Below are 22,993 nucleotides of genomic sequence, written 5' to 3'. Positions count from 1 at the left end.
AAAATGGTACCGCCTGATGGGTTCGAACCATCGACCTCTGGTACCACAAACCAGCGCTCTAACCAACTGAGCTAAGGCGGCCTAGACCGCGAAATACGAAAGCCCTCTGGCTTTTGCAAGCCCCGATTTGCCCATCGCTTGCGAAAAACACAGACCCACGCTACATCGCGGGACAGACATGGGCGAAGGACGGTCACAAATGGGCATCAACAGCGAAAGCGACATCGAAGCAAACCTGCAAATCGGACCGACCGATCAAGGCATGGTGCGCATTTTTGTAGAAGCCACAGGTATCGAAATCCCGATGGACTTCACGCCCGAAGAAGCTGCCGAAATCGCAGAAGAAATCATGGCCGCCGCCAAAGCCGCCGATCTGCTGAAGTAATCAGCGCCGCTGACCCAACCGCGAAAGCGCCGCATCCCCTTGCGCCAAAAGCCCTTCGGCGACACCTGCACGGTCATCCTCGGACTTGTTCTGGCTGATGTTCCACTTGCCGGCAAGATCATACCCAAGTGCTTCATTGTTGCGCAAATACCTTGCGGGGGTCCGGGGGTGCAAAACCCCCGGGTGGCGCGACCGCTGCCAGCGGGCGTAAATACCGTTATCAATGCGTACCACAATTGGGATCACGTGCCAGCTGTGCACGCCGCGCTGCATGGCGCGCAAATTTCTGGACCATCACCTTTCGCCGCGCCGGTGCCAGCTTGGCCTCAGGCGCCATTCGAACGATCTCCGCATCATAGCGATCGGCGATCATCAGGCCTGTATCGTGCGGCAACAAATCCGTCGGGAACCCGTCATCAACGGCCCAGAAATACCTGTCACACCACTCCAGATAACCTTGCCATTTTGCATCGCCCTGAAAATCCGCGCGGCTGGACTTGCATTCGATGATCCAAATTTCACCCTTGGGGCCAAGCGCCATCACATCAACACGCAAGCCACGCGTTGGCACCAGTTCTTCGACTGTTACAAAATCATGGCTCAGCAGGTGACGACACACGCCGCGCGCCAGAATCTGGCCAGGTTGCAGAGATGGAATAAGATCCTCAGGCATTTTGTCATTGTGAACAAAACGTAAACAAAAAACAAGTCTGTTAGGCGCAGCTGCCGTTAAGCGTTGCGTTTCATCGCACGGTCCAACGGCGTGTCAGACTTGGATCTCACAGGCAGCGCGATCGGGATAAGCGGCCCGCGCCCATCGCGGTCATGATCATCTTCATCCTTGCCCGCCATCAGCATGATGTGAATACCAAACTGCACCCCCGCAAAAACGATACCGTTCATCATGAACAGCATGATCACGGCCAAAACACCGTCGGGCGAGTTCGAAATCAGCGTCCAAAGGCCCTTGACGTCAAACGCCAATAGCAACGCAACGAAAACGGCAGAAATTCCAAACCCGATCAGGCATTGCTGGATATAAACACGGATCAATTGCGGCATGGGGCGACTCACTTTCCTGTTGGGCTTTAGCATAGGCCCAAGCTTTGCATGCCTCCTAGGGCCAATTCACCGCAGCCCGCATCCTTGCGAATTATAGCCCAGTCCAGTGCTCGAACGCGGTCTAATCGCGCAGCCCTAGGGCCGATCAAAAACCGCAAACTGTCTGACGCATTGCCATACGGGTAGCAGACGCTAGGCCATACGCCTGATTTTGGCCAAAACAGGCAGCGCCGCCCCCTTGCCTTATGCCCGTGCCAGCCATACCTATTGGCGTGGCGGGTGCTGCTCTTCTCGTGAACAGGGGCTAGATTCCAGTGGCCTTAAGCAACTCCGAGGGAGTTGGCTCTGTCTGGACCCTGGTCCAGTTACCTGACGCCCACCTGTATATTCAGGTCCTCGGGAACAAAAGCCCCTACGGTCGCTGCGGGCCCGCCACATACCGCCTGCAAAGGACACCAAATGACCGACCACCCCGCAGGCGAGACGCCGATCCAAAATCCCGCTTATGTCGCTGAACTTGAAGGACATCTTGGCTGGCTTGATACCATCACCGGCACCGCTCTGGGCGTCTTGGCCGTGGCCTCGGGCATCTACACCTACCTTGGCGTGTCGTCACTTTTGGACAGCACAGGCGCGCTATCGACCTTTGCCGCCCTGGCCTATTCCATCGCTGTGTCTGTGGGCATTTTTGTGTTCTGGTCCTATCTCATGCGCCTGTTGCCCGCCGTGCGCACAGCGGCTGCACGTACGGGGCTTATCCTTGCTATGCTCTTGGGATCATTGGCAATTGTGGCGATGTCATCCTGGCTGAATGCAGCCGCCCTTGCAGGATCGGCTGCCGTTGAACAGCACCTTGCCCGCACTGTTCAGGACTATCAGACCGCGCTTGAGCGCACCCATGAAAACGCCGTCACCGCGCAGGCGCTGGAACGCGATGTCGCCCGTGTGCGCCAATCCTTTGCCGATTTGTCCGAACAAGAAGCCGCTGGCACTTTGTCAGGCCTTGTCGGGCGCGGCGCTGTGTTTCGCGTGTTGACCCAAAAGGCCGAGGAACTGGCCGCCCTTGAGGCACAGATTGCGGCGCAAACTGCCCCGATTGAAGCCGCCTTTGCCGAAGGCAACGCTATCTTATCGCGCATGCGCGCACTGACCGTCGAACAAGGCCCTGTTGAGGCGCGATCGGTCGAATTTTCCGAAGACGCGGTGCGTCTTGCGGGCCTCATCACCCAGATGCGTCAACTGTCGGTAGCACCGCTTGTGAACCGCGCGGCCCAAGACCTTGCCGACTCTGTGGTCCTGCCAGAACTGGATGGCAGCACCCAAGCAGGCCAAGTCAATCAAGCCCGCACAATCGATTCCGTCCTGCAAGTCGTGGGCCAACGGGCCATCACGCTGCAAGACGCATCCGCCGAAGTCATGGCCCTGCCTTCCGCGCCAGAGGTGGAATACACCCCCATTTCCAGCGCGGATGCCGTGATCCGATATGCGGGCAATTTCGTGCCGTCCTGGGCGGGTGCAATCGCGATTGACCTGCTGCCTGCCGTGCTTGTCCTTATTTTGTCCGTCGTGCACGCCGCATTGCGCGCGGGACGGCGGGGCAAGCGGCTCGACGACACAATGACCGTGGCAGAGCTGCGCATGGCGCTTCGTGTCGCCCATGAGCTCGACGACGTGCCTGCATCCATGCAGCCCCCTAGCCCCGCTCGCCCCAAATGAGTGATGCCAAACCAGACCGTTTTCGCCCCGCACGGGTGCTGCGCGGCCTGTTTGTCGCACAACTTGGCATTGGTGCGCTTTTGGTTGCGGCTGATCTGTCTGTCGGCCTGCCGCAGCTGTTTACGGGCACAACACGCGCACCAGCCCTGACCCAACCTGTCGCACCGGGAGATCAGACCCGGCGCTATCGCCCCTCTGACGTGCCGACCAACCCCTATCAGGGGCCCAACCCTGGGCCTATGCCATCACGGCTGACCTTCGATGTTGTGGATGATACCTTGCGGCTGACGGGTGACATCACGTCGGGCGATGCAGATCGCTTTGCCGAATATCTGGCCGAAAATGGCGATCTTCCCGATCTGATCACACTGCATTCGCCCGGTGGTTCTGTGCGCGATGCCTTGGCCATCGGGCGTATGGTTCGCGGCCGCAGCTTTGATACGCAAATCGTTGAAAACGCTGTTTGTTTTTCGGCCTGCCCTTATATTTTCATGGCGGGCACCACCCGCGTTGTGGATGGCGCGCTTGGTGTGCATCAACACTACTTTGGCGAAGATACCATTTTGCCCGCATGGATGGCCGTCAGTGATATTCAACGCGGTCAGGCCGAGGTCATGGGATATCTGGACGACATGGGGATAGATCCGCTGGTCATGCGGCACGCGCTGGCCACGCCCCCAGATGCCATCTATGTTTTGGTGCCAGAAGAACTGGAACGCTACCGCGTTGTCACAAACTAGCGCCGCCCGCGCGCAGACGATCTGTGCGTGACAGGGACACGCGCCAATTCAGGTGTGCCGCCGCCTCTGCCGCCTTTATCCTCGCGCTCGGTTCCGGCCATCAACATAACATGCACGCCAAATTGCACCGCGCCGAAAAGGGCGCCGTTGAAGAACCACAGAATGAAAACCGCAAGCCACCCATCGCCAGACCGTTGGATCATCGACCAAAGCCCAAGCGTATCCGTGTAAAGCAAGATGGCTACGAAAACGGCAGAAATCGCAAACCCGATCACATTTTGGATGAGATAGATGGTCACTGGGCTACGGTCGGTCATATGTGCGCTCCTTGCAAAGATACCTAGGGCAAAGCACGGCTTTGACCAGCCCCCCCATTGTCTGACGTGTTGGGCAGGCTACCTGCGTATTAACGAACCAAAGGCAAATTCCATGAAATTCATTCTTTCTGTCGCTGTTCTTTCTTTGATCGCCGCACAACCAAGCGCCGCAGATGTGGCTGTGCTCTTTGTCGAAGGCGCACCAAAGGATCGATTTGAAATCAGCACAGATTGTAGTGTGACCAATTCAGACCTTATGATCGATTTGGCAGGCAGTGCCGCGGGTCTGATCTTTGACACCACGAGCACAGGCGTGGGTGTAGAGGTGTTTCAACCGTTGGAATTTGTAAGCGGCCAAAGCGCGTTGTCAAAAGTTCCGCAGGTGCGCGACGGGGACACGCAGATCACGCTTGCGCTGTCTGCGTTGGCGCAGGATGCGGCGCTTTCGTTTACCATTGATGTAGATGATACCTTGGGCAACAGTGATCGCGGCCAGATCATCGTGACAGGTAGCGAGATTGCGGGCGCACGTATCACCATGAATGGCCAATCCGCGATGTTTGATGAAACGGGGCGCGCCGTTTTGCCGATTGCCTGCGCTGCCTAAAACGCGTCGGGCTTGGCCTCGCGTGCCATGTGATCCAGCACGCCATTGACAAAACGCGGCTCTTTTCCGTCTGGAAAGAACGCGCCTGCCACGTCCACAAACTCTTTGATCACCACGCGCGGGGGTGTGTCGGATGCCAAAAGCTCTGCGCCGGCGGCACGAAACAAGGCACGCAGTGTCGGATCGATGCGCGCGATGGGCCATTTTGCCACCAATGCGCGGTCGGTCATCTGGTCGATCGGGTTCTGGCGGCTCACGGCCTCTTCGGTCAAAAGACGAAACAGATCGACATCGCCTTCCTGCATCTCATCGCCTTCATAGACCGCACCAAAGCGGTGGTCTTCGAACTCGCGGGCGACAGCATCCACCGTCAGCGAAGAGTGCTCCATCTGAAACAAAGCCTGCACCGCATAAAGCCGTGCGGCAGATTTCATTTTACGTTTTTGGTTATTCGACAGCGTCATACAGTGTTCGTGCCACCTGCAAGCAGGATGTCCTTGGTAAAGCCGACCCCTTTGTCAGCGCGGCCCCACTTACGAGCGATTGCAATCAGGTGCAAGGCAGCAGCCGCCGCCCCGCCGCCTTTATTTTGATCCGCGACATCGGCACGCACTTCGGCCTGCTTGCGGTTTTCGACCGTCAGGATGCCGTTGCCGATGCAAAGCCCCTGCAAGCCCAAAAGCTGAATCGCGCGAGAGCTGTCGTTACACACGGTCTCGTAATGTGTGGTCTCGCCGCGCACCACGCAGCCAAGGGCAACGTAGCCGTCAAAATTGCTCATGCGTTCGGCGATACCGATGGCCGTCGGGATCTCTAACGCACCGGGCACGTTGATCACCTCATGGGTGCCACCGCATGCCTCGATCTCGGCCCGCGCGCCAGCAACAAGATTGTCCGCAATGTCTTTGTAATATGGCGAAACGACAATCAGGATTTTCGGCGCCTGATCAAACGTCGGACGGTCCATGATGTAATGCGATGCGCCTGCCATTTATCCAATCTCCGAGATTTTCTGAGTACCTGTGATTTCAAGCCCGTAAGCATCAAGGCCGACGACTTTGGGTTTGGGCGAATTGGTCAGCAGCACAATTTTCGACAGCCCGAGCGACGACAGAATTTGTGCGCCCAACCCGTATTGCCGCAGCGTCTGCGGGCTGGCATCTGCGTCTGGCTCCAGCTTCATGGTCAGATCCCGCAACAGCACCAGGGCACCGCGCCCGTGATCGGCAATCAGCTGCATCGCGTCACCAAATTCATTGGTCCGCCCTTTGGGGCCAACCCCCAGAACATCCAGCATCGGATCCATCGCATGCATCCGCACCATCACAGGATCGTTGCCCGAAATATCGCCCTTGATCAGCACGATATGTTCAGCACCTTGGGTTTCATCGGTGTAAATCCGCATTTCCCATTCGCCACCGAATTCGGATGTGATCGTATCGGTCGAGCGGACACGCACCAGATTGTCATGGCGGCGGCGGTATTTGATCAGGTCGCTGATGGTGCCGATTTTCAGCCCATGCAGCTGTGCAAAGGCGACCAGATCAGGCAGGCGCGCCATTTCACCGTCGTCTTTCATGATCTCGCAAATCACGCCAGATGGGTTCAGCCCCGCAAGGCGCGAGACATCCACTGCCGCCTCTGTATGGCCTGCGCGGACCAGCACACCGCCGTCGCGCGCGCGCAGCGGAAACACATGGCCAGGTGTGGCGATGTCTGCGGCTGTGGCGCTGCTGTCGATGGCCACGGCCACCGTGCGTGCGCGGTCAGCGGCGGAAATCCCTGTGGTGACGCCCTCGCGCGCCTCGATACTGACCGTAAAGGCTGTCTCGTGGCGGCTGGAATTTTGCGTGGCCATCAGCGGCAAGCCAAGGGCATCAATACGCTCCGATGGCAATGTCAGACAGATCAGCCCGCGTCCGTGCGTGGCCATAAAGTTGATCGCATCCGGCGTAGCCATCTGGGCAGGGATCACCAGATCGCCTTCGTTTTCGCGGTCCTCGTGGTCTACCAGAATGAACATCCGACCGTTGCGGGCATCATCGATAATCTCTTCGATGGGGCTGATCGCGTCGCTGTAGTCGGCCTCGACGGGACCGGGCGTTTCAAACTGTTTTTCGGCGCTCATCAGCCCCACTCCTGCAATCGGGCCACATAACGCGCCAGTGTATCAATCTCGAGGTTCACCGCGTCGCCCACGGCTGCGTCGCCCCATGTGGTGACAGTTTTGGTGTGCGGGATGAAGTTGATACCAAAGCGGTTGCCATCCACCTCATTGACCGTGAGCGATGTGCCGTTCAGCGAAACCGATCCTTTCGGCGCGATGAACTTGGCCAAGGCATCGGGCGCTTCCAGCGTCACACGGGTGCTGTCGCCTTCATCGTTCATCGCAACAATCTGGGCCACACCGTCCACATGGCCGCTGACAATATGCCCTCCAAGCTCGTCACCTACCTTCAAAGCGCGTTCAAGGTTCAGGCGTTTGCCCTGCACCCATGCGGTCAGGTTGGTTTTGCTGACCGTTTCGGCGCTGACATCTACGTCAAACCAGTCATCCCCTTTGCCGACCACAGTGAGGCAAACGCCATCACATGCGATCGAGGCGCCCATATCAACCCCGTTCATATCATAGCCACATGTGATCCGCGCACGCAGGTCGCCGCGCTGGTCCAGTTCGGACACATGGCCCACATCGGTGATAATGCCTGTAAACATCTGGTTCCCCTTATGTCTTGGACTAACGACCTAACCCGCACCGCACGCCACGGCAAGGGCGAGCGTAAGGGGGAAACGCGACGAAACTATCGCCTTAATTTCGCCAAAGGAATAAAGCATAAGTTAACCAAAGCAGGGTATCCAAGGCCTTGTTGGAAAAAGCAGACTGTCAGATGACACGCATTACAGGCGAAAACCGGCGATTTTTATTTCTGCAAGGGCCGCATGGACCCTTCTTTTGGCGCTTGGGCAAAATGCTGCGCGCAGCAGGGGCCGATGTGTGGCGCGCGGGTTTCAACGCGGGGGATCGCGCGTTCTGGTTCACCTCTCAAAGCTATATCGCGCATCGTGGCAGCCCCGAAGACTGGCCCGATCATTTGCGCAAAATTGTCGCCGACAAAGGCATCACCGATATCGTGCTTTATGGCGATACCCGCCCTGTTCATGCCGAAGCCATCAGTGTTGCCAATGACTTAGGCCTTACAGTTCATGTGTTTGAAGAAGGGTATCTGCGCCCCTATTGGGTCACTTATGAACGTGGCGGATCAAACGGCAATTCGCGGTTGATGAAGATGACGCTCAAGCAGATGGAAAAGGCGCTGGCGGGCGCGGATCTGGAAATGCCAGAAGCCCCATCGCACTGGGGTGATATGCGCCAGCACGTCTTTTACGGCGCGCTTTATCATTGGTTTGTGATGTTTCGAAACGGGCACTACCGCAACATGCGACGCCACCGCGAATTACCTGTCACTAAGGAATTTTACCTCTATCTGCGTCGCCTGATCGGGATGCCGTATTTCTGGGCCGACCGCGTGTGGTCAACCTTCCGCATCAAAAATGGCGGCTACCCCTACCACATCGCGCTGTTGCAGCTTGAACATGATGCCAGTTTTCAAATGCATTCCCCCTTCACCAAGATGGAAGAGTTTTTGCGCATCGTCGTCGAAGGCTTCGCCGCGGGTGCCCCTTCCCATCACCACTTGGTAATCAAGGCCCACCCTCTAGAGAACGGCAAATCGCCTGTGCGCAAAATCATCAAATCCTTGGCCGCTGAACTGTCGGTCGAAGGTCGTGTTCACTATGTGCGCGGCGGCAAGCTGGCACAGCTTTTGGACCACGCCCGGTCGGCAGTGACCGTCAACTCCACGGCCGCGCAACAGGTCTTGTGGCGCGGCATCCCGCTGAAGGTGTTTGGCAAAGCGGTCTATAACAAACCGCAGTTTGTCAGCACGCAACCCCTGCCAGAGTTTTTCAGCCTCCCCACGCGCCCCGACAAACGCGCCTATCGCGACTACCGCCGTTTTCTGCTGGAGACGTCACAAATTCCAGGCGGTTTTTATTCGTCGGGCGGGCGCAAACAGCTGCTTCGGCAGGTGGCAGATATGATGCTTTTTGAGCAAGATCCCTATGACGCGCTCAAGTCAGGGAAAGCGGCACCAAGGCAACAGTTGCGTGTCGTCAACTGACAGACACAAGACCTATGGCTTCCTTTTTGCGTTGGAATCCAGTACTCTATACCAAAATAAGACAAAAAGTCTGAGGCAGTTTCTATAAGGTCGAAAGGACCAGAGCAGTGAAAATCAATGGCTCTCGTTGGGCAAAGGGCGTCGCCCTTTTGACCCTTGTGACATTCGTTGCGTCATGCGGCTTGCCCCGTGTTGGCCCAAACAAACGCGAGATTTTTGCAGGATCGGTGCAACGCGAAGGCGATGCATTTATCGTTGTGGTCAACGACCGCGTGACCCGCGCGGCCAGCGTAACCCCTGCTTTGGGGTTCTCGGACGCCTTTTTGAATGCAGGCATCGTGGGCTCTGACGTGATCCGCCCGGGCGATGTTCTTGGTTTGACGATTTGGGAAAACGTCGATGATGGCCTTCTGGCCGGTCAGGGGCAAAACGCAACCGTGCTGGAAGAAGTGCAGGTTGACGGCAACGGCAACATCTTTGTGCCTTACGCAGGCACGTTGAAGGCCGCGGGCAAAAGCCCCGAGGCCCTGCGCCGCCTGATCACGACACGCCTGAACGACCAGACCCCAGACCCACAGGTGCAAGTGCGCCGCATCGCCGGTGACGGATCAACCGTTTCGATCGTCGGCGCAGTGGGGGCCCAAGGCGTCTATCCGATCGAACGGCCCACGCGCACACTGGCGGCCATGCTCGCGCAGGCGGGTGGTGTTGGACTGGAGGCCGAAGTCGCACAAATCACCGTCATTCGCGGCCAGCATCAGGCAAAAGTCTGGTTCAAGGACCTCTATCGCGATCCACGGTTTGACATCGCATTGCGCGGCGGTGATCGCATTTTGGTCGAACAGGACACGCGGGCCTATACAATTCTGGGCGCCACGGGTGCGCAAAACCGCGTTGAATTTGAATCGCAGTCCATCTCGGCCATCGAAGCGCTTGCGCAGGTGGGCGGTCTGAACACAAATCTGGCCGATCCAACGGGCGTCTTTGTGTTCCGCAACGAACCTGCCGAGATTGCAAACAACGTGCTTGGCCGCACCGATTTGGTAGGCGCACAGCGCGTGGCCTATGTGCTGGATCTGACGGAACCAAACGGGATGTTCTTGGCCCGTGATTTTGCGATCCGTGACCAAGATACGGTATATGTGACCGAAGCGCCCTACGTTCAGTGGAACAAAACCCTGGCCGCGATCACAGGCTCTTTGAACAGCGTGGACACCCTGAACACGCTGGCAGGTAACTAAAGGCAATGAGCGAAAACAAGGCCGCCGATGGGTCCGCCCCACGGCGGCTTTTCGTCTACAATGGCGGGTTTCTGACGCAAAAGCGCATCCGCCGCATCCTTGAACTTTCAGGCTTCGACATCCGCATCGGACTGCCCAAAGATCCATCGGACACGGTGGGCGTTTGGGGGCGCAGTCCAACCAGTCCGCGCGGCGAAAAGGTCGCCGCTCACCAAGATGCGCCCATTGTGCGCATGGAAGATGCGTTTTTACGTTCGGTCCTGCCCGGACGGGACGGAGAGCCCCCGTTGGGTTTGCTGATTGATGACATGGGCGTGCATTTTGACAGCACCACCCCATCGCGGCTTGAACATATTCTTAGACATGACCCCTTGGATGACACTGCCCTGTTGGATCGCGCACGCGACGGGATCAAACGGCTGCGGCGCATGCATTTGTCGAAATACAATGCTTTTGATCCAGACACCCCTGCCCCCGAACCGGGATATGTGCTGGTGATCGACCAGACCAAGGGCGATGCAAGTATCACCTATGGCGGCGCAATTTCCGATAGCTTCCGCGAAATGCTGCTCGACGCGCGATTGGAAAACCCGCGCGCACGCATCTTGATCAAAACCCACCCCGAAACGGTACAAGGCCACCGCGCGGGTCATTTCACAAAGGATGATGCGACAGACACGATCACCTTGGTCGACGATGCCATCAGCCCCCATTCCCTTTTGGAAGGGGCCACCAAAGTCTATGCGGTCTCCAGCCAAATGGGGTTTGAAGCGATTATGGCAGGCCACAAACCCATCCTTTACGGCCAACCCTTTTACGCAGGATGGGGTTTGACCGATGACCGCGCCCCGATCGACCGTCGCCAACGCAACCTGAGCCGCGCACAGCTTTTTGCCGCTGCGATGATTGTTGCGCCCACTTGGTATGATCCATACCGCGACTGTCTGACGAATTTTGAAGGGGCGGTTGGCGCATTAGAGGCGCGGACACGCGCATGGCGCGAAGATCACACGGGATGGAGCGCACAAGGCATGCGCCTTTGGAAGCGCAGCACATTGCAAAAGGTGTTTGGCGCATACCGCAAGATGACCTTCGACAAACCCGCCAGTGATGGACGCAAAGCGATGATCTGGGCCAGCAAGGCAGGGCGCGATACGGATGCTGTCCGAGTTGAGGACGGCTTTTTACGGTCGCGCGGGCTTGGGGCGGAATTGATCCCGCCGATGTCACTGGTCTGTGACGATCTGGGAATTTACTATGATCCCACCCGCGACAGCCGTATGGAATACTGGATCAACCGAAGCATAGACTTGGAAAACGGTGCGCTGCGCCGCGCCGAAGACCTGCGCGGCGCGTTAATCAAAAACCACCTGTCGAAATACAACCTGACGGGCGAAATGCCCGCTTTGCCAAAGGGCCACCGCATCCTTGTGCCCGGGCAGGTTGAGGATGACGCCTCGATCAAGAAAGGCGCCGGCGCCGTGCGCACCAATGCCGATCTATTGCGCGCGGCACGCACAGCCAATCCCAAGGCGGTGATCATTTACAAACCCCACCCCGACGTAGAGGCAGGCCTACGTAGCGGCGATGTCCCCGATGAGGTGCTGGCCTGCGCCGATGTGATTGCACATCATGCAGACGCCCTGACCCTTCTGGATCATGTGCAGGACGTCTGGACGATCACATCGCTTTTGGGGTTTGAGGCGCTTTTGCGCGACGTGCGCGTCACATGTCTTGGTGTGCCGTTCTATGCGGGATGGGGTTTGACCCATGATCTAAGTGAAACACCCGACCGGCGATTTGCCCGCCCGAGCCTTGATCAGCTGACCCACGCGGCACTTATTGATTATCCACGCTACTTTGATCCGCTTACGCAGCAGCCCGCCCCCGTGGAAGTGATTGTTGACCGATTGTCACAAGGCGCCACGGGCAAAGTCGGGCGGCCCTTACGGCTGCTGGCCAAGGCCCAAGGCATTTTTGCCAGCTACGCCCATCTTTGGCGTTAGGATCTGCGCCACCGGTGCATGACATCACCACCAACGACCTGTGTGTCTACCAACGCAAAACGGGGGGCATCTGACAACGCCGCAACCCCCATCGTTGCCAGTGACGGCAGCCCATCGCTTCCGATCACTGCGCCGGCGGTAAATCCTATCAGCTCATCGACCAACCCTTCGGCCAGCAAAGACGCGGCCAAGCTGCCGCCCCCTTCACAAAAGACACGTGTGATGCCTTTTTGGGCCAATACAGCCATAGCCGCCCGCAAATCACCTGTGTAGCGACATGACATGACGCCCGTATCCGCCATCGGCGCGAAATCATCCTGATGCAAAACCCAAGTGGGCGTCTGTCTGGCGGTACGCACCAACTGCGCGTCTGCGGGCACACGGGCCGCCTGTCCCACCACGATCCGTGTGGGCTGCGCCACCGCACCCAAATCGCGCACGGTCAGGCTTGGATCATCCGCACGCACGGTCGCGCCGCCGACCATCACCGCGTCATGGGACAGACGCAGGGCATGCACCGCGCGGCGGGCCTGCGGCCCCGTAATCCATTGGCTGTCCCCTGTCACCGTTGCGATGCGGCCATCAAAACTACTGGCCAGCTTCAGCGTCACAAAGGGGCGCTGTTCATTCAGTCGCAGAAAAAAGCCAGCGTGGTCCTGCGCGGCAGTGTCGGCACACACACCGGTGACCACCTCGATCCCCGCCGCGGCAAGCTGCTGAAACCCTTTGCCATTCACGCGCGGATCATCATCCTGAAGCGCACTGACGACACATGCCACCTGCGCTGCGATCAACGCCTGTGTGCAGGGGGGTGTTTGTCCGTGGTGGACGCAAGGCTCAAGCGTGACATAGGCCGTGGCCCCTTTGGCCCGGTCGCCTGCTTGGGCCAGTGCGACCGTCTCTGCATGGGGTCTGCCCCCCGGCTGCGTCCAGCCGCGCCCGACGATCCGCCCGTCATTTACGATGACGCAACCGACAGCAGGATTTGGCCAGACACGTCCCTGCCCGCGCCGCCCCAAGGACAGCGCGTGGCGCATGAACGTCTCATGAGAGGGGGTGGTCACTCCTCGTCGGGGCCGACGTTAGGGCGCAGCTCGGAGACAAATTTGTCAAAATCGTCCGCCGCTTGGAAGTTTTTGTACACACTGGCAAACCGCACATAGGCAACCGTATCAATCCGCGCGAGTGCTTCCATGACAATTTCACCGATCTGCTTGGAGCCGATATCTGTTTCGCCCATGCTTTCAAGGCGCCGCACAATGCCGCTGATCATTTGATCAATGCGCTCAGGCTCGACAGGGCGTTTCTGCAGGCTGATGCGGACCGAGCGTTCAAGTTTGTCGCGGTCAAAATCCTCGCGCCGGCCGTTCGATTTGATCACGACCAAATCACGCAACTGGACGCGTTCATAAGTGGTAAACCGTCCGCCACAGGCCGGGCAGAACCGACGACGCCGGATTGCCACATGGTCCTCGGCAGGACGTGAATCTTTGACTTGAGTGTCTACATTTCCGCAAAATGGACAGCGCATTGGCCATGCCCCTTTTCTTTTTGATCTGCCTCTTGGGGGTCTTTGCCCCACTTATCCACAGGTATAGAACCATTCGCCAGATTTGGGTAGATGGTTTTTTCACCCTGCTGCATCTAGTGACAATCAAAGCCGTCGTTACGGTCGCGCCGCGGGGGCCAGCCCCCGCACCCCCGAGGTATTTTTCCAACAATGAAGGTCAGATCACTTGGGCGATGATCTTTCGGGTGTGCGGCGCATCACGGTGTTCAAAGAGGTAAATGCCCTGCCAAGTGCCAAGCGCAAGCCGCCCATCAATGATCGGAATGGTCAGGCTGACAGGCAACAGGGCAGCCTTGATGTGGGCAGGCATATCGTCAGGCCCTTCATAGGTGTGGGTCAGATACGCCATGTTTGGGTCCGTCGTGGGCGGCACAAGACGTTTGAAGAAATTGGCGAGATCCGTGCGCACTTCGGGGTCTGCATTTTCCTGAATTAGTAGGCTGGCAGACGTGTGCTGGATGAAAAGTGTCAGCTGGTGCGCATCTGTGCGTTGCGCGAGCCATGTTCTGACCTGATCCGTAAAGTCATACAGACCCTGGCCATGCGTTTTGATCGAAAAGGTTGTGTTCATTTCTGTGGCCACCCAATGCAAGCTGTCATGTCATTGCTGTTCGCGTAGGTTGAAGGCGTCATAATAGACCCCAAGTGCCGAGCCTTTGCCCGCGACCAAGACGACATCTCCGGGTTTGGCGATCTGGCTGAACCCTTCGGGACGGCTACAAAGATAGTCAATAAAGCCTGGCATATCATCGATCTGCGTCCGCCTATAACACCCTCTTGAGCGCCTGGGATCATGACCAATAACAACCTTGATCACATATGTATGGTGCACGTCCTCCGAGACCAATTTGGCATGTGCCATGGGGATTGTCAGGATAACCGTGGCATAGGAGAGCAGAAAGAAGCAGCCGCCGACCAGAACGGCATAAAGCCCTACCTTCGTCGGTGATGCGTCCTTGAGTTTGGGATTTTTAGCGCGTGTGAGGACGAGAGCTACGGCGAAGAGCAGCCCCACGCAGATGCCAAACCAGATGGCGTAAGGAAATGCGGTCTGCCCCCACTGGGGGGATGCAATGAAATGCGCACCGATATCGCGCCCCGCCAACGACAGCAAAACCGCAGTCAACCACGCGAGAAATATCGCCCAAAAGGTCGCCGCCCCAAATGCGGCAATACGCTTTAAGAGCATGTGCCTTTGGCCTATTGGTCAAGGAAACTGCGCAATTTTCGGCTGCGGCTTGGGTGCTTCAACTTACGCAGTGCCTTGGCTTCGATCTGACGGATACGTTCGCGGGTCACGCTGAACTGCTGGCCCACTTCTTCAAGCGTGTGATCGGTGTTCATACCGATGCCAAAGCGCATCCGCAGCACGCGCTCTTCGCGCGGCGTCAGCGATGAGAGCACACGGGTTGTGGTTTCCTTGAGGTTTTCCTGAATGGCGCTGTCCAGTGGCAGGATCGCGTTTTTGTCCTCAATGAAATCACCAAGCTGGCTGTCTTCCTCGTCACCGATGGGTGTTTCAAGGCTGATTGGCTCTTTGGCGATCTTCATCACCTTGCGCACTTTTTCCAGCGGCATTTGCAGCTTTTCAGCCAATTCCTCTGGTGTGGGTTCGCGACCAATCTCATGCAACATCTGGCGACCTGTGCGCACCAGTTTGTTGATCGTCTCGATCATATGCACAGGAATACGGATGGTGCGCGCCTGATCCGCAATCGAGCGGGTTATTGCCTGACGGATCCACCATGTGGCGTAGGTCGAAAACTTATAGCCGCGACGGTATTCGAACTTATCAACCGCCTTCATCAAGCCGATGTTGCCTTCCTGAATAAGATCAAGGAATTGCAGACCACGGTTGGTGTATTTTTTGGCAATCGAGATAACCAGGCGCAGGTTCGCTTCGACCATTTCTTTCTTGGCCTGACGCGCTTCTTTTTCGCCTTTTTGCACCTGTTGGACGATGCGGCGGAATTCCGAGATATCAAGGCCGACATATTGACCGACCTGCGCCATATCTGCGCGCAAGTCCTCGATCTTGCCTGTCGACTTTTCGATCAGCGCTTGCCAACCGCGACCGGGCTTTTCTCCCATATCGGTCAGCCAGTTGGGGTCCAGCTCACGCCCGCGGTAGGCATCAATAAAGTCCCGGCGGTTGATGCGGGCTTGGTCTGCAAGTTTCACCATCGCGGAGTCGATCGACATGATACGGCGGTTGATACCGTAAAGCTGGTCAATCAGGGCTTCGATACGGTTGTTGTGCAAATGAAGCTCATTCACCAATTCAACAATTTCAGAGCGCAGCTTCTGGTATTTCTTTTCATCTTTTTCACTAAACGAACCATCTTCGTTCAATGTCGCAGACATCCGTTGATCCTGCATATCAGAAAGCTTGGTGTAGTCCCGCGCAATGACTTCCAATGTTTCCAGAACGCGTGGCTTGAGTGCAGCTTCCATCGCGGCAAGCGACAGATTGGCCTGTTCATCTTCGTCGTCATCATCATCGACCTGAATTGGATTGCCGTCCGCATCCAATTCCTGCTGTTCTTCTTTTTTGGCCTCTGGTGCGGCCACACCAGCCGCGGGCACAACGGGCTCTTCCTCTTCCTCGGCCATCTGGTCGCCAAAGGTGGTTTCAAGGTCGATCACGTCGCGCAGCAGAATGTCTTCGCCCAGAAGTTCGTCACGCCAAATGGTGATCGCCTGAAAGGTCAGCGGGCTTTCACAAAGGCCCGCAATCATGGTGTTGCGACCCGCCTCAATGCGCTTGGCAATCGCAATTTCACCTTCACGGCTGAGCAATTCAACGCTGCCCATTTCGCGCAGATACATGCGCACTGGATCATCCGTGCGATCCAGTTTTTCGGTTTCCTGACCCGCAACCGCAACCTCGCGGGCGCCCTCTTTGGTCACGATATCTGTGCCGCCTTTGGCCTCTTCTTCTTCGGCCTCATCATCTTCAATGATGTTGATGCCCATTTCTGACAGCATCGACATGACGTCTTCGATTTGTTCGGAACTCACCTGCTCGGGCGGCAACACTTGGTTAAGCTGGTCGTAGGTGATGTAGCCCCGTTCCCGTGCCTCCCCGATCATCTTTTTCACCGCGGCTTGCGACATGTCCAAGCTGTGGGCGTTTTCCTGATCGGCGTTCTTGCGGTCGTCGGTATCTTTGGCCATGGAGGTCTCCTTTGGCGAGAAGGGGTGCGGCGTGGCGTTTCGGGGCGAACCCTGACTGATTCGCATAAATTAAGTACGAATCATCCTATACCTAGAGTGATTCGGCCAGAGCGCCAGAGTGATTCGTTGTATTGAGGGCGAATATGACGCGAGTGCGCCACAGGTCTTAGCCTTGTTCGTCCGAGGCGCCGTCAGGTTTGCCTGTCTTTCCGTAGCTGATCTGGTCAATAAGCTGGTCAAAAGCGCTCCGTTCATCGCGTTTCATTTTGGCACCGTTGGGACCTACGTCATAATCGGCGCTGTCGTCTGTATCCACCGCCGCCGCACCATTCAGACCCTCAGCCGCCTCGCGCAGGCGCCACGTCAGGTTTTCATCCGCACGGTCTGCCATATCCTGCATGACTTCCGTGATTTCGCGGGCGTGACCGCGCCGTGCCGCAAGCTTTGCAAATTCTTCGGCCAAACACAGCGAGGCAAGCTCGCTATCGCCAGGCCTGCGCACTGGCGGGGTGATTGCTACGTGGGGCTGGCCCATCAGCTTTTCAAGCACCGATGCACCGACATCTTGCTCGACGGTTTCAAAAAGCATGTCAGGTGCGGCCTCCATGTGCCGCAACAGCGCCGATTGTAGCGCACGGTGATCAGGATCAAGGCAATCGAGACGTTCCAACCGGTCCTCAAATTCGGGCAAGGCCGTGGGGTTGCGCAGCAGCACCGCCAGAATGACGGCCTCGCGCAGATAGTCCTGGGAGGCGTGTTCTGCACTGACCAAAAAGGACGACTTTGTCGTCGACATTGACCCTTCGGGCGCGTTCCACTTGCGGTTCGCAGAACGCCCCCGCCCCGCATCACTGCCCGCAGGCTTGGCCCGAAACAACTGCCAGCGCAGGTCTTTGATGGCCTGCCCGTAGTGGCTGCGCACGGAAGGGTCTTTGATAAGGGTGATCTTGTCGCGCAACTGTTTGTCCAGCGCGGCCTTGCGTTCGGGGCTATCAAAATTCTGCCCTTCCGTTTCGCGCCGCCACAGCAAATCGACCATCGGCATCGCTTTGTCCAATACAGCCTGCACCGCAGCAGGTCCTTGGGCACGCAGCAAATCGTCGGGGTCCTGACCTTCGGGCATGATCGCAAAGCGCAGCGACTTGCCCGCTTCCAGCAATGGCAAGGTCAGATCAATCAATCGCATTGCCGCGCGCAGACCAGCCGTGTCCCCATCCAACGCAATGATGGGTTCGGGATGGATCCGCCATAGGAGTGCAAGCTGGTTGTCGGTCACAGCAGTGCCAAGCGGCGCGACAGCGGCGGTGAACCCCGCCTCCGACAAGGCGATCACATCCATATAGCCTTCGGCCACGATCAGAGGTTGCCCTTTGCCCGCCGCCTCGCGTGCAGGTTTGTGATTGTAGAGGTTGCGGCCCTTGTCGAACAACTCTGTCTCGGGAGAGTTGAGGTACTTGGCATTGTCATTGGGGTCCATCGCGCGGCCCCCAAAAGCAATCGCACGCCCACGTGCATCGCGGATCGGAAAAATGATGCGTCCGCGAAACGTATCGTAGGGCTTGCCGCCCTTTTGTGATGGCTTGGCCAACCCTGCCGCAAGGATCATATCGGCTGGTACGTTTTTGGCTGTCAGATGGTCCCAAAGCCCCTGCCACGCGTCAGGCGCAAACCCGATCTCCCACCGCTCCAGCGCAGCCTCGCTCAAACCGCGCCCTTGCAAATAGGTGCGGGCCTCGCCTGCAACGGACGTTTTCAGTTGCAGGCGGAAATACTGAACGGCCATTTCCATCACTTCGACCAGCTTGGTCGCACGATCTGCTTTTTCGGCCGCCTTGGGATCGCGCGCGGGCATCTGCATGCCGGCCTCACCCGCAAGAATTTCGACCGCTTCCATGAAACTGACATTCTCTGTCTCGCGTACGAAACTCAGCGCATCCCCTTTGGCGTGGCAGCCAAAACAATAGTAATAACCCTTGCGATCATCCACATGGAAGCTGGCGGTTTTTTCATGGTGGAACGGGCATGGCGCCCACATGTCACCCTTGGCTTGGTTGGATTTGCGCTGATCCCACATGACCTTGCGCCCCACCACATCAGCAATGGACAGGCGGTTGCGCAGTTCATCAAGAAAGTTGGGTGGCAAACTCATGCCAGCTAATATCAAGCCTACCCACCAGAGAGTCGAGAGACGCCAAGAAGAGTTTTCGCGAAAACTCTTCTCGCGCGAAGATTATTCTTGAATAATCTTCTGCCGCGCCGCCAGCCCCGTGGCCGCCATGGTCAGATCATGCACAAGTGTGCGCGCCATCGAACGCATGACAACAAGCTGAAAGCGATCCTCTGCCAGCCGTGTCAGCGACGCGCTCATATGCTGGATCAAACTGCGCGCGGTATCGTTTGTGCGCATCGCCGCAACGTCAACGGGTGTCAGACGCGCCAATATATCAAGGGTGGCCGCGCCGTGCAGCTCAACAATGGCCCAAGCATCGGACTGATCGGTCACAGCACCGAAGGTCGCAAGCCCCGCGTCTGCGCGTGCGCCCAACACCAAAACCTGATCCTGCCCAAACCACATTGCGGTGACATCTTCTTTTGTTGCAACGCGCCCCGGACGCGGCATCGCAACACCGTGATGGGTTTTCAACGCTTCTGACGCGCCGCGCGTTTGACCCGCAAAAGGCGCGTAACTGAAAATCGCCTGTGGGGTGACTTCTGTTAGCGATATATCGCCAAGTGAGATCGGAAGAAGCCCGTGACACGGCGTTTGTGCAACCAGTTTAACCACGCAAGCGCCCTCCTTCAGGATCAAAGAAAACCGGATCGCAAATCTCGCAAATCACCTCGGCTTTGCGCAGATGATCCACCATTTTGACCCGCTCACCGTGACGCGCACGCCCATTTTGGACAAAGCCAAGCCCCAGATAGCTGCCAAGTGTCGGTGAATACCCCACGGATGTGATGTATCCACGATCATTCACGCGCACAGCCTCGTCTGCGACGTCGAACACATGCGCCCCTGCCAATAAGGCTTGCTGTCCGTTCAGCGGTTTCAAGCCCACCAACTGTTCGCGATAATCGCCGTGCAGCCCCTCACGGCCGGACATGGTCTGGCCCACGCAGTCTTTTTTGCGGCTCACCATACGGTCAAACCCAATGTCGAATGCAGTCACGCGCCCGTGGATTTCGGCATGGGTGATAAAGCCCTTTTCAATGCGCAGCACATTCAGCGCTTCCATGCCATAGGGGCCGCCATCCATCGCCTCGGCTTGCGCGCACAGCAGGCGGAACAGGCTGTCACCGTATCGCGCAGGCACCGCCACCTCATAGGCGTGTTCGCCTGAAAACGAGATGCGGAACAGCCGCCCCCCCACGCCCGCGACCTGCACATCCGCACAGGACATATAGGGCATCGTTTCGTCATCAATGGCCGCGTCCAGCACAAGGTTTAGCAGATCACGCGCCTTTGGCCCCGCCACAGCAAACTGCGCCCATTGCTCGGTGACCGAGATAAAGCGCACATCCATCTCTGGTTTCAGGCATTGGGCCACAAACTCAAGATGCTTCATCACCTGCCCTGCCGCAGCTGTGGTCGTTGTCATCACATAGTGATTTTCGCCCATCCGCGCAGTGGTGCCGTCGTCCATGACATGGCCATCCTCGCGCAGCATCAACCCATAACGCACCTTGCCGATTTTCAGTGTGCTGAACGTGTTGGCATAGACAAAATCAAGAAACGCGGCGGCGTCTGGCCCCTGAATGTCGATCTTGCCAAGCGTGCTGACGTCGCAGACGCCCACAGTGCTGCGCACCATATTCACTTCGCGGTCACAGCTTTCGCGCCACGTGGTCTCGCCCGCTTGCGGGAAATACGAAGGGCGATACCACAGGCCCGCCTCGATCATCGGGGCGCGGCGCTGAAGCGTGGCCAGATGCGATGTCGTGAACCGTTCGGGCGCAAAGCCTTTGCCCTGACTGCCCGCCCCCATCGATGCAATGGACACAGGGGCATAGGGCGGACGGAATGTGGTTGTGCCGGTCTCGGGGATCGTGCGCCCCGTGGCATCGGCCAAAATCGCCAAAGCCGCCACATTGGAATTCTTGCCCTGATCGGTCGCCATCCCTTGGGTGGTGTAGCGCTTCATATGCTCAACGCTTTTGAAATTCTCCTGCGCGGCCAGCTTGATATCCTTGGTTGTCACATCATTCTGGAAATCCAGCCACGCACGGTGTTTGGCCTTGCCACCCAAATCTACCATCCAAAGCGGTGAAATGACGTAGGCATCATCTTCAGCCTGCGGAATATCCGGCATCTGCGCGTCAAGACCTATCGCGCCAAGTGCCTCGATCGCCGCCTGCGCCCCGCTGCGTAAGCACCCGCCTGTGTCCATCACACCTTTGGCCGAGCCCGCCGCAACCATACCCGGGATCATCCCGTCCACAGGCACAAACGACTGGATCGCCTCATCCCATTTGGGTCGCCCGTTCATGTGGCACATCAAATGCACCGACGGATTCCAGCCGCCCGACATGGCAAGGCAATCCGCGCTGACCATAAGGTCGGTCGTCCCTTTGCGCACAGTGATGTTCTCAAGGCCCAAACGTCCTTCGGTCCCTGTAACCTGACACCCCGCATAGACAGGGAAGTCGCCGTCCAGCGCGACACCCTCACGGCTGTCGATATAGGCGCTGATCTCAACGCCCGAAGCGGCCAGATCGCGCGCCGTGCGATGCGCATCGTCATTGTTGCCAAAGATCGCCACCTTCTTGCCAGCAGCCACACCATATCGGTTCAGATAGGTGCGCACGGCACCTGCCGTCATAATGCCGGGGCGGTCGTTCATCGGGAAGGCAATTGGCCGCTCCAAAGCGCCCGAACACATCACCGCGCGTTTTGCCGTGATCCGCCAGAAACACTCCAGCGGCAGATCATCGTCGCGGTCCGCTATATGATGACCCACTTTCTCAAGCGCACCGAAAGTGCCCTGATCATAGGCGCCTGTCACCGTGGTGCGCGTCATCAGGCGCACATTATCCATCCCCTGCAATTCGGCCACCATATCAGCGGCCCAGGCATGACATGCCTTGCCACCGACCTCGTGGGTTTCGGCCAAAAGCCGCCCGCCCATCTGCGGTGTCTCATCCGCCAGAATGACCAAAGCGCCCGCGCGCGCCGCCGTCAGCGCCGCCATCAAACCCGCAGGCCCCGCGCCAATCACCAGCACGTCGCAATGGGCAAAGGCTTTCTCGTAACGGTCAGGGTTTGTCTGGCCGCTTAGCGCCCCAAGCCCCGCGGCATTGCGTATGATCGGCTCATAGAGGCCTTCCCAGAATTTGCGCGGCCACATGAAGGTTTTGTAATAGAACCCCGCACTCAGGAACGGCGCAAACCAGTCGTTGATCCCCATCGCGTCAAAGGCCAGCGAAGGCCACGCATTCTGCGGTTTGGCCACCAGCCCGTCGTAAATCTCCTGCACAGTGGCCCGCATATTCGGCTCTGCCTGCGCGCCCTGCCCGATGGTCACCAACGCGTTGGGCTCCTCAGACCCGGCCGTCAATATCCCGCGCGGGCGGTGGTATTTGAACGACCGCGCCACAAGCCGCACATCATTGGCCAGCAACGCAGAGGCCAGCGTGTCGCCTTCAAAGCCCTGATAGGTCTTGCCATCAAAGCTGAATGATACCGCCTTGGCGCGGTTCACAAAGCCTTTGCCATCGACCCTCATCGCTTCACCTTCCGCGCCAGTGTTGCACCGAACACTTCGTGGGTCGCGGTATCGCGTTCGACCACGATCCACGCCGAACACCCCGCCTCATGCATCCACAGATCGCGGGTGCGTCCGCAAGGATTGTCGCGCAGATGAAGATAGTCGTCCCACGCGTCCTCTCCCGCATCAGGTGCCGGGCGGTGCAATGCCACCGCGTCACCCATATAATAAAACTCGCGGCGGTCGCGGTCTCCACAGATGGGGCAAGGTAATCTCATCGCAGCGT

24 protein-coding genes and 1 tRNA gene are annotated in these 22,993 nt (G+C 57.9%); 7 read left to right on the top strand and 18 right to left on the bottom strand.

What is annotated here, in order from left to right:
* Window positions 1-4: 4 nt before the first annotated feature.
* A tRNA-His gene (locus tag L1065_RS10420) sits at window positions 5-81 on the bottom strand.
* A 118-nt stretch (window positions 82-199) separates the two neighbouring features.
* On the opposite strand from L1065_RS10420, the gene L1065_RS10415 reads away from it, so the two are divergent.
* Window positions 200-385, top strand: a complete 186-nt coding sequence (locus L1065_RS10415) for a DUF6324 family protein (RefSeq protein ID WP_237095411.1) — start codon at window positions 200-202, stop codon at window positions 383-385.
* Here the strand turns inward: L1065_RS10415 and L1065_RS10410 are convergent, their stop codons facing one another.
* From L1065_RS10410 to L1065_RS10400, 3 genes are all read right to left on the bottom strand, one after another.
* Complete coding sequence (locus L1065_RS10410; RefSeq protein ID WP_237095410.1) at window positions 386-532, bottom strand: hypothetical protein; 147 nt, start codon at window positions 530-532, stop codon at window positions 386-388.
* 73 nt (window positions 533-605) lie between these two features.
* The gene (locus L1065_RS10405; protein WP_237095409.1) at window positions 606-1,058 is read right to left on the bottom strand and encodes an MmcB family DNA repair protein; all 453 of its coding nucleotides are present in this window, start codon (window positions 1,056-1,058) and stop codon (window positions 606-608) included.
* A 56-nt stretch (window positions 1,059-1,114) separates the two neighbouring features.
* Complete coding sequence (locus L1065_RS10400; protein ID WP_237095408.1) at window positions 1,115-1,447, bottom strand: hypothetical protein; 333 nt, start codon at window positions 1,445-1,447, stop codon at window positions 1,115-1,117.
* A gap of 459 nt (window positions 1,448-1,906) precedes the next feature.
* On the opposite strand from L1065_RS10400, the gene L1065_RS10395 reads away from it, so the two are divergent.
* Both L1065_RS10395 and L1065_RS10390 read left to right on the top strand, forming a co-directional pair.
* Window positions 1,907-3,163, top strand: a complete 1,257-nt coding sequence (locus L1065_RS10395) for a hypothetical protein (protein ID WP_237095407.1) — start codon at window positions 1,907-1,909, stop codon at window positions 3,161-3,163.
* Entirely contained in the window at window positions 3,160-3,903 is a 744-nt protein-coding gene (locus L1065_RS10390; protein ID WP_237095406.1) for a hypothetical protein, read from the top strand. Before L1065_RS10395 ends, L1065_RS10390 begins: the two co-directional genes overlap by 4 nt.
* Here L1065_RS10390 and L1065_RS10385 read toward each other — a convergent pair.
* Window positions 3,900-4,220, bottom strand: a complete 321-nt coding sequence (locus L1065_RS10385; RefSeq protein ID WP_237095405.1) for a hypothetical protein — start codon at window positions 4,218-4,220, stop codon at window positions 3,900-3,902. The genes L1065_RS10390 and L1065_RS10385 overlap by 4 nt on opposite strands.
* A 112-nt stretch (window positions 4,221-4,332) precedes the next feature.
* On the opposite strand from L1065_RS10385, the gene L1065_RS10380 reads away from it, so the two are divergent.
* Window positions 4,333-4,827 carry an aggregation factor core gene (locus L1065_RS10380; protein ID WP_237095404.1) on the top strand — a complete coding sequence of 165 codons (495 nt, stop codon included), beginning with the start codon at window positions 4,333-4,335 and terminating at the stop codon, window positions 4,825-4,827.
* Here the strand turns inward: L1065_RS10380 and nusB are convergent.
* The 4 genes from nusB to L1065_RS10360 are packed head-to-tail and all read right to left on the bottom strand — an operon-like array spanning window position 4,824 to window position 7,542.
* The gene (nusB, locus tag L1065_RS10375) at window positions 4,824-5,291 is read right to left on the bottom strand and encodes a transcription antitermination factor NusB (protein WP_237095403.1); all 468 of its coding nucleotides are present in this window, start codon (window positions 5,289-5,291) and stop codon (window positions 4,824-4,826) included. The two genes, L1065_RS10380 and nusB, sit on opposite strands and share 4 nt — an antisense overlap.
* Window positions 5,288-5,818 (bottom strand): 6,7-dimethyl-8-ribityllumazine synthase, encoded by a 531-nt coding sequence (locus tag L1065_RS10370; protein ID WP_237095402.1) that lies wholly within the window; start codon window positions 5,816-5,818, stop codon window positions 5,288-5,290. Before L1065_RS10370 ends, nusB begins: the two co-directional genes overlap by 4 nt.
* Window positions 5,819-6,955, bottom strand: a complete 1,137-nt coding sequence (ribB, locus tag L1065_RS10365; protein ID WP_237095401.1) for a 3,4-dihydroxy-2-butanone-4-phosphate synthase — start codon at window positions 6,953-6,955, stop codon at window positions 5,819-5,821.
* Window positions 6,955-7,542, bottom strand: a complete 588-nt coding sequence (locus L1065_RS10360; protein WP_237095400.1) for a riboflavin synthase — start codon at window positions 7,540-7,542, stop codon at window positions 6,955-6,957. Before L1065_RS10360 ends, ribB begins: the two co-directional genes overlap by 1 nt.
* A gap of 173 nt (window positions 7,543-7,715) precedes the next feature.
* Between L1065_RS10360 and L1065_RS10355 the strand changes: the two genes are divergently transcribed.
* The 3 genes from L1065_RS10355 to L1065_RS10345 all read left to right on the top strand — a co-directional run bounded on the left by L1065_RS10355 (window position 7,716) and on the right by L1065_RS10345 (window position 12,255).
* Window positions 7,716-9,008 carry a capsule biosynthesis protein gene (locus tag L1065_RS10355; RefSeq protein ID WP_237095399.1) on the top strand — a complete coding sequence of 431 codons (1,293 nt, stop codon included), beginning with the start codon at window positions 7,716-7,718 and terminating at the stop codon, window positions 9,006-9,008.
* Window positions 9,009-9,115: 107 nt separating this feature from the next.
* Window positions 9,116-10,249, top strand: coding sequence for a polysaccharide biosynthesis/export family protein (locus L1065_RS10350; RefSeq protein ID WP_237095398.1), 1,134 nt, complete (start codon window positions 9,116-9,118; stop codon window positions 10,247-10,249).
* Window positions 10,250-10,254: 5 nt separating this feature from the next.
* On the top strand, window positions 10,255-12,255 hold the full coding sequence (locus L1065_RS10345) for a capsular polysaccharide biosynthesis protein (protein WP_237095397.1): 2,001 nt from the start codon (window positions 10,255-10,257) through the stop codon (window positions 12,253-12,255).
* Here L1065_RS10345 and ribD read toward each other — a convergent pair.
* From ribD to L1065_RS10300, 9 genes are all read right to left on the bottom strand, one after another.
* A complete protein-coding gene (ribD, locus tag L1065_RS10340) occupies window positions 12,252-13,292 on the bottom strand; it encodes a bifunctional diaminohydroxyphosphoribosylaminopyrimidine deaminase/5-amino-6-(5-phosphoribosylamino)uracil reductase RibD (RefSeq protein ID WP_237095700.1) in 1,041 nt (346 codons plus the stop codon). The genes L1065_RS10345 and ribD overlap by 4 nt on opposite strands.
* A gap of 23 nt (window positions 13,293-13,315) precedes the next feature.
* The gene (gene nrdR / locus L1065_RS10335; protein ID WP_237095396.1) at window positions 13,316-13,786 is read right to left on the bottom strand and encodes a transcriptional regulator NrdR; all 471 of its coding nucleotides are present in this window, start codon (window positions 13,784-13,786) and stop codon (window positions 13,316-13,318) included.
* Window positions 13,787-13,982: 196 nt separating this feature from the next.
* Window positions 13,983-14,396, bottom strand: a complete 414-nt coding sequence (locus L1065_RS10330; protein ID WP_237095395.1) for a secondary thiamine-phosphate synthase enzyme YjbQ — start codon at window positions 14,394-14,396, stop codon at window positions 13,983-13,985.
* Window positions 14,397-14,426: 30 nt separating this feature from the next.
* On the bottom strand, window positions 14,427-15,014 hold the full coding sequence (locus tag L1065_RS10325; protein ID WP_237095394.1) for a hypothetical protein: 588 nt from the start codon (window positions 15,012-15,014) through the stop codon (window positions 14,427-14,429).
* An 11-nt stretch (window positions 15,015-15,025) separates the two neighbouring features.
* Complete coding sequence (gene rpoD / locus L1065_RS10320) at window positions 15,026-17,002, bottom strand: RNA polymerase sigma factor RpoD (RefSeq protein ID WP_237095393.1); 1,977 nt, start codon at window positions 17,000-17,002, stop codon at window positions 15,026-15,028.
* Between the two features lie 166 nt (window positions 17,003-17,168).
* The gene (dnaG, locus tag L1065_RS10315; protein ID WP_237095392.1) at window positions 17,169-19,151 is read right to left on the bottom strand and encodes a DNA primase; all 1,983 of its coding nucleotides are present in this window, start codon (window positions 19,149-19,151) and stop codon (window positions 17,169-17,171) included.
* A gap of 81 nt (window positions 19,152-19,232) precedes the next feature.
* Window positions 19,233-19,787: a sarcosine oxidase subunit gamma gene (locus tag L1065_RS10310; RefSeq protein ID WP_237095391.1), complete on the bottom strand. Its 555-nt coding sequence runs from the start codon at window positions 19,785-19,787 to the stop codon at window positions 19,233-19,235.
* Window positions 19,780-22,725, bottom strand: a complete 2,946-nt coding sequence (locus L1065_RS10305) for a sarcosine oxidase subunit alpha family protein (RefSeq protein WP_237095390.1) — start codon at window positions 22,723-22,725, stop codon at window positions 19,780-19,782. The genes L1065_RS10310 and L1065_RS10305 overlap by 8 nt, the downstream gene beginning before the upstream one ends.
* Complete coding sequence (locus tag L1065_RS10300) at window positions 22,722-22,985, bottom strand: sarcosine oxidase subunit delta (RefSeq protein WP_237095389.1); 264 nt, start codon at window positions 22,983-22,985, stop codon at window positions 22,722-22,724. The genes L1065_RS10305 and L1065_RS10300 overlap by 4 nt, the downstream gene beginning before the upstream one ends.
* Window positions 22,986-22,993: the final 8 nt, after the last annotated feature.

The sequence above is a fragment of the Nereida sp. MMG025 genome (genome assembly GCF_021654165.1).
Taxonomy (GTDB): Bacteria; Pseudomonadota; Alphaproteobacteria; order Rhodobacterales; family Rhodobacteraceae; genus Nereida.
Note: the sequence above shows the minus strand (reverse complement) of the source record. Positions and strands in the feature narration are given on the sequence as shown.

Coding starts and splice junctions, on each gene's coding strand:
- L1065_RS10415 (WP_237095411.1), top strand. CDS start 200: ATGGGCATCAACAGCGAAAGCGACATCGAAGCAAACCTGCAAATCGGA.
- L1065_RS10405 (WP_237095409.1), bottom strand. CDS start 1,058: ATGCCTGAGGATCTTATTCCATCTCTGCAACCTGGCCAGATTCTGGCG.
- L1065_RS10400 (WP_237095408.1), bottom strand. CDS start 1,447: ATGCCGCAATTGATCCGTGTTTATATCCAGCAATGCCTGATCGGGTTT.
- L1065_RS10395 (WP_237095407.1), top strand. CDS start 1,907: ATGACCGACCACCCCGCAGGCGAGACGCCGATCCAAAATCCCGCTTAT.
- L1065_RS10390 (WP_237095406.1), top strand. CDS start 3,160: ATGAGTGATGCCAAACCAGACCGTTTTCGCCCCGCACGGGTGCTGCGC.
- L1065_RS10385 (WP_237095405.1), bottom strand. CDS start 4,220: ATGACCGACCGTAGCCCAGTGACCATCTATCTCATCCAAAATGTGATC.
- L1065_RS10380 (WP_237095404.1), top strand. CDS start 4,333: ATGAAATTCATTCTTTCTGTCGCTGTTCTTTCTTTGATCGCCGCACAA.
- nusB (WP_237095403.1), bottom strand. CDS start 5,291: ATGACGCTGTCGAATAACCAAAAACGTAAAATGAAATCTGCCGCACGG.
- L1065_RS10370 (WP_237095402.1), bottom strand. CDS start 5,818: ATGGCAGGCGCATCGCATTACATCATGGACCGTCCGACGTTTGATCAG.
- ribB (WP_237095401.1), bottom strand. CDS start 6,955: ATGAGCGCCGAAAAACAGTTTGAAACGCCCGGTCCCGTCGAGGCCGAC.
- L1065_RS10360 (WP_237095400.1), bottom strand. CDS start 7,542: ATGTTTACAGGCATTATCACCGATGTGGGCCATGTGTCCGAACTGGAC.
- L1065_RS10355 (WP_237095399.1), top strand. CDS start 7,716: ATGACACGCATTACAGGCGAAAACCGGCGATTTTTATTTCTGCAAGGG.
- L1065_RS10345 (WP_237095397.1), top strand. CDS start 10,255: ATGAGCGAAAACAAGGCCGCCGATGGGTCCGCCCCACGGCGGCTTTTC.
- ribD (WP_237095700.1), bottom strand. CDS start 13,292: ATGCGCCACGCGCTGTCCTTGGGGCGGCGCGGGCAGGGACGTGTCTGG.
- nrdR (WP_237095396.1), bottom strand. CDS start 13,786: ATGCGCTGTCCATTTTGCGGAAATGTAGACACTCAAGTCAAAGATTCA.
- L1065_RS10330 (WP_237095395.1), bottom strand. CDS start 14,396: ATGAACACAACCTTTTCGATCAAAACGCATGGCCAGGGTCTGTATGAC.
- L1065_RS10325 (WP_237095394.1), bottom strand. CDS start 15,014: ATGCTCTTAAAGCGTATTGCCGCATTTGGGGCGGCGACCTTTTGGGCG.
- rpoD (WP_237095393.1), bottom strand. CDS start 17,002: ATGGCCAAAGATACCGACGACCGCAAGAACGCCGATCAGGAAAACGCC.
- dnaG (WP_237095392.1), bottom strand. CDS start 19,151: ATGAGTTTGCCACCCAACTTTCTTGATGAACTGCGCAACCGCCTGTCC.
- L1065_RS10305 (WP_237095390.1), bottom strand. CDS start 22,725: ATGAGGGTCGATGGCAAAGGCTTTGTGAACCGCGCCAAGGCGGTATCA.
- L1065_RS10300 (WP_237095389.1), bottom strand. CDS start 22,985: ATGAGATTACCTTGCCCCATCTGTGGAGACCGCGACCGCCGCGAGTTT.